The organism is Lysinibacillus sp. FW301-JW8, assembly GCF_058788755.1.
In genome coordinates this window covers 1-4,240 of sequence record NZ_JBYTBB010000131.1, presented here as the reverse complement: position 1 = coordinate 4,240, position 4,240 = coordinate 1, and the positions used below count along the sequence as shown (strand labels likewise).

The window sequence follows — 4,240 nt, the reverse complement described above, 5'->3', positions numbered from 1 at the left end:
CGTACTCTCAACTCTAGCGGATACAGATGTTTTTTTGTATTCTTTTTTAGCAAGAACAGATTTTGGTGTTGAGCCTTTATTTCTATAGAAAAGAATTGCTACTAACACGATATGGTAAACAAAAATAATAAAAGGAATCGAGAAAATTGCTCGATTCCTTTTAAATGTTCTGTTCACTTTATACTTCTATACTTCAAATTTACTTACAAGCGCTTTTCTACGTTGATCAATGATTTTTTGACTAATTAATGTCAGAACAAATAGAACACCTACTATAGTCGCCATCATCCCTGCAATGGACGTATCCCAAAGCTTTGCCAAATAATAGCCTATAACTGCTGCTGCGGCACCAAAAGCCATGCTATATAAAAACATTTGCTTAATTGATTTGCTTATTAAATAGGAGGTGGCCGCTGGACCTATTAGCATAGCAACAACTAAAATAGCACCAACACTATCAAAAGCAGCTACCGTTGTAAAGGATATTGATGTCATAAACCCATAATGCAGAAATAGTACAGGAACACCAATGGAGGCAGCATAAACAGGATCAAAGGTAGTTAGCTTCATTTCCTTAAAGAATAATAGAAGAAACACTATGTTAATAATTAGCACAAGCAATAGCATCCATACAGCTTTTGGCAATGTGATGGAAAGAAAAGTCCATCTATCCCAAGGAACAAAAGCAATTTCTCCCATTAATACATGCTCTACATCTAAATGTACATTACCTGCAAATAAAGTTATGAGGAGCACACCAGCCGCAAACAAGGAAGTAAAGACCACACCAATGGCTGCATCTTCCTGTATACCTGAAGAATGTAGCAATTGCACTAGATAGGCTGTTAAAATCCCCGCAGCTGCTGCACCGATGAGCATCCAAAAACCATTTAATGTTTGGGTAATTATAAACGCCATAACAATACCAAACAATACGGTATGGCTAATCGCATCTGCAATCATCGACATCCTACGCAAGATAAGAAAAACCCCTGCAATTCCACAGGTAATACCAACTAAAATGCCAGTTAAAATAACCCAAAACTCTATCATCCTAGCTCACCTTGCTTTCGAAACTGCATTTTCCTACGATATTTACTAATTTGTCCAGATGGGCTTATAAAATAAGAGATAAAGAAAATAATAGCCGCTACTAATACAATAATTGGTCCTGTTGATAGGCCAGTACGCATAGCACTAATAAAGGTTCCCGTTATGCCAGATATTCCACCGATAGTGGCACTAAGGACAAGCATAGAACTCAATTTTTTCGTCCATAATTTTGCACTTGCAGCTGGAATAATTAATAATGCTGACATAAGGATAACGCCCACTGCCTGTATACCTGTTACGATGGTCATCACAATTAAAACAGTAAGTATTGCCTTTAGTGCTTCAATGGGTAAACCAATTCCTTTGGCATACACTGGGTCAAAGATTAGTAGCTTCCATTCTTTATAAAGCAGGAGACTGACTAAAATAATAATTGTGGCACTGATAAAAAGCCACATTAAATCTGCCTTGGTCATCGTAGCTGCCTTACCAAAAATAAAATTGTTCAGCCCACTTTGATTACCTAAAGGGCTGCGATTAACTACTGTTAAAAAGACAACACCAATCCCAAAAAATACAGTTAATACTAAGCCAATTGCTGCATCTGCCTTCAATTTTGAAAAAGAAACAATCCATTGTATACAATACACGGACAAAGCAGATGTGATCCCTGCACCAAGCATTAAAATCGGTAATTCCTTTTGTCCAGTTAACAAAAATGCGAGTGCAATACCTGGTAAAGCAGCATGTGCAGCAGCATCACCAACTAAGCTTTGTTTTTGTAAGAAGGAAAAAGTGCCCGTTATGCCAGCAGCTATTCCAAGTAGCATGGTTCCACTAAGTACCCACAATAAGTTACCACTTAACATATTGTCCCCTCCTTACACATTCTGCATCATGAAAAGTTTACCACCATATGTTTTTTGTAATTGCTCTGGTGTAAAAACATCTTCCGTTGCACCTGATGCTAAAATCGTTTTATTTAAAAGAATTGTATAATCAAAATAGTCTTTTACCGTTTGTAAGTCATGATGAACGACAAAAATACTTTTACCCTGTAACTTCAAATCTTTTAAAATATCAATAATCGTTTTTTCTGTAGCAGCATCGACCCCAGCAAAAGGCTCGTCTAAAAAATAGATATCTGCGTTTTGAGCAAGTGCTCGTGCTAAAAATACTCGTTGCTGCTGTCCACCAGAAAGTTGACCAATGGAACGATTAGCGAAGTCCTCCATCCCTACACTTGCAAGAGCCTGCTGTGCTAAAATTTTATCCTTTCTAGTTGGTCTTCTAAATAATCCTGTATGCCCATAACGCCCCATCAACACAATATCCAGTGCATTTGTAGGGAAATCCCAATCTACTGCATTGCGTTGAGGAACATAGCCAACCACTAAGCTTTTCGGCTCAAAAACCTTGCCAAGTATCTCAACTCTCCCTACCTTATTTGGTAGTTGATTTAAGATTGCCTTTAAAAAGGTTGACTTTCCCGCTCCATTCGGACCAATAATTGCAGATAGATGACCAGTTGGAACTGAAACACAAGCATTTTCTAAAACTGTTTTTTTATCATAAGCTACTGAAAGATTTTCTACTGTTAATGCATTCATTTTCCTCACCTACTTTAATGCATCGACAATTGTGTCGATGTTATGTTGATACATACCGATATATGTACCTTCCTTTGATCCTTCTGCTCCCATTGCATCCGAGAATAATTCTCCACCAATAACAATGTCGTGCCCTTTTTCCTTTGCTCCTTCAATCACTGCTTTCATGGCTTTATCGGAGACACTTGATTCGATAAAAATGGCCTTAATCTTGTTGGCTACTAAAAAATCAACCATTTGCTGCACATCCTTTACACCATACTCGGAATCAGTGCTTAGCCCCTGTAAACCGCGCACCTCAAATCCCAGGCTTCTTCCAAAATAATTAAAAGCATCATGAGCTGTTACTAAAATACGTTGCTTTTCTGGAATTTCATTTACTCTATCCTTTGCATATATTTGTAATTCATCAAGCTGTTTTAAATACTCTTTCTCATTTGCTAGAAAATCATCTTTAAATTCTGGATATTCCTCTTGTAGCTTAGTACCAATCGCCTGAACGACTCCCTTCCAAAGCTCGATATCAAACCAAATATGCGGATCATGTAACATGGCATCATCATCACTTGCTAGTAAATCCTGCTTATTTAATGTTTCTCCAACAGCTAGTACAGATTTACTTTTTGACATCTGCTCAAAAATATCCAGCATTTGCCCCTCTAAATGTAAGCCATTATAAAAAATAACTTCTGCCTTATCCAGCTTCGATAAATCACTTTGCGTTGCTTTGTATAAATGTGGATCAACACCCGGTCCCATTAATGCTGAAACCTGCAAGTGATTCCCACTAATCGCTTTAATGGCATCCGCAATTTGACCAGTTGTTGCGACAACAACCCCTTCCCTATCCTCATTTGTGGTATCAGCAGAACACCCGAATAGCATAAGGGAGAGTGAAAAAACAACTACACCTAAAAAACGTTTCATGTGTAAATACCTCTTCTTTCTTTATATTCAGACATGATGATCATTGCTATAGATTATTTGACGCGGACATTAACATACTTCCACTTCTTCAATTTTTTAGGATTAGATTGTTATGTCCGCTCAAGCAGTTACTGTCATATAGTAGTATCATCAATGCCTTATCTATAATAATTTTCTTATAAGCCGGCGCCAGCCTATCCAGAAAACAATTATCATTATTCCCGCTCCAACAGATTCTGTTAGTTCCCATAAAAGTGTAAGAATTAGTAAAATGCTCAACGGAAGGATCGTCAGCTTTAAATCATCTAACTCTTTCATTCAGTCACTCTTCTTTCTCGAATAATATTTTGTTTCCCTTAGGAAAAATATATGCTTAATATAAAAAAAATTCAACTATTTTATGAAAATTTCTTTTTAAAAATTTTTTTCTCAAGGAAAATAAATAAAATTAGATGAATGCCCAACACAAAAATACACCACTATCTTTTCTCAAGAATAGTGGTGTCATAGTGTTGAAAAACTAAATGGTCAAGGGACTCTTTGTGAACACTCCTAAGTCAAATGAAGGTGATCTCCGTTCCAGGCTACTCGCTTTGCCGCTGACGCTTCGCTTTCGCGCAGAGCAAGGCTTCCTGTGGGCGAGCGACGAG

4 protein-coding genes are annotated in these 4,240 nt (G+C 37.4%); all 4 read right to left on the bottom strand.

Features of this window, described 5'->3' with window-relative positions:
- Window positions 1-186: 186 nt before the first annotated feature.
- The 4 genes from AC3WOM_RS26515 to AC3WOM_RS26500 are packed head-to-tail and all read right to left on the bottom strand — an operon-like array spanning window position 187 to window position 3,590.
- Window positions 187-1,053: a metal ABC transporter permease gene (locus tag AC3WOM_RS26515; protein ID WP_427542881.1), complete on the bottom strand. Its 867-nt coding sequence runs from the start codon at window positions 1,051-1,053 to the stop codon at window positions 187-189.
- A complete protein-coding gene (locus AC3WOM_RS26510) occupies window positions 1,050-1,922 on the bottom strand; it encodes a metal ABC transporter permease (protein ID WP_427542877.1) in 873 nt (290 codons plus the stop codon). The genes AC3WOM_RS26515 and AC3WOM_RS26510 overlap by 4 nt, the downstream gene beginning before the upstream one ends.
- A 12-nt stretch (window positions 1,923-1,934) precedes the next feature.
- Window positions 1,935-2,663 carry a metal ABC transporter ATP-binding protein gene (locus AC3WOM_RS26505; RefSeq protein ID WP_427542874.1) on the bottom strand — a complete coding sequence of 243 codons (729 nt, stop codon included), beginning with the start codon at window positions 2,661-2,663 and terminating at the stop codon, window positions 1,935-1,937.
- A gap of 9 nt (window positions 2,664-2,672) precedes the next feature.
- The gene (locus tag AC3WOM_RS26500; protein WP_492449137.1) at window positions 2,673-3,590 is read right to left on the bottom strand and encodes a metal ABC transporter solute-binding protein, Zn/Mn family; all 918 of its coding nucleotides are present in this window, start codon (window positions 3,588-3,590) and stop codon (window positions 2,673-2,675) included.
- Window positions 3,591-4,240 lie beyond the last annotated feature (650 nt).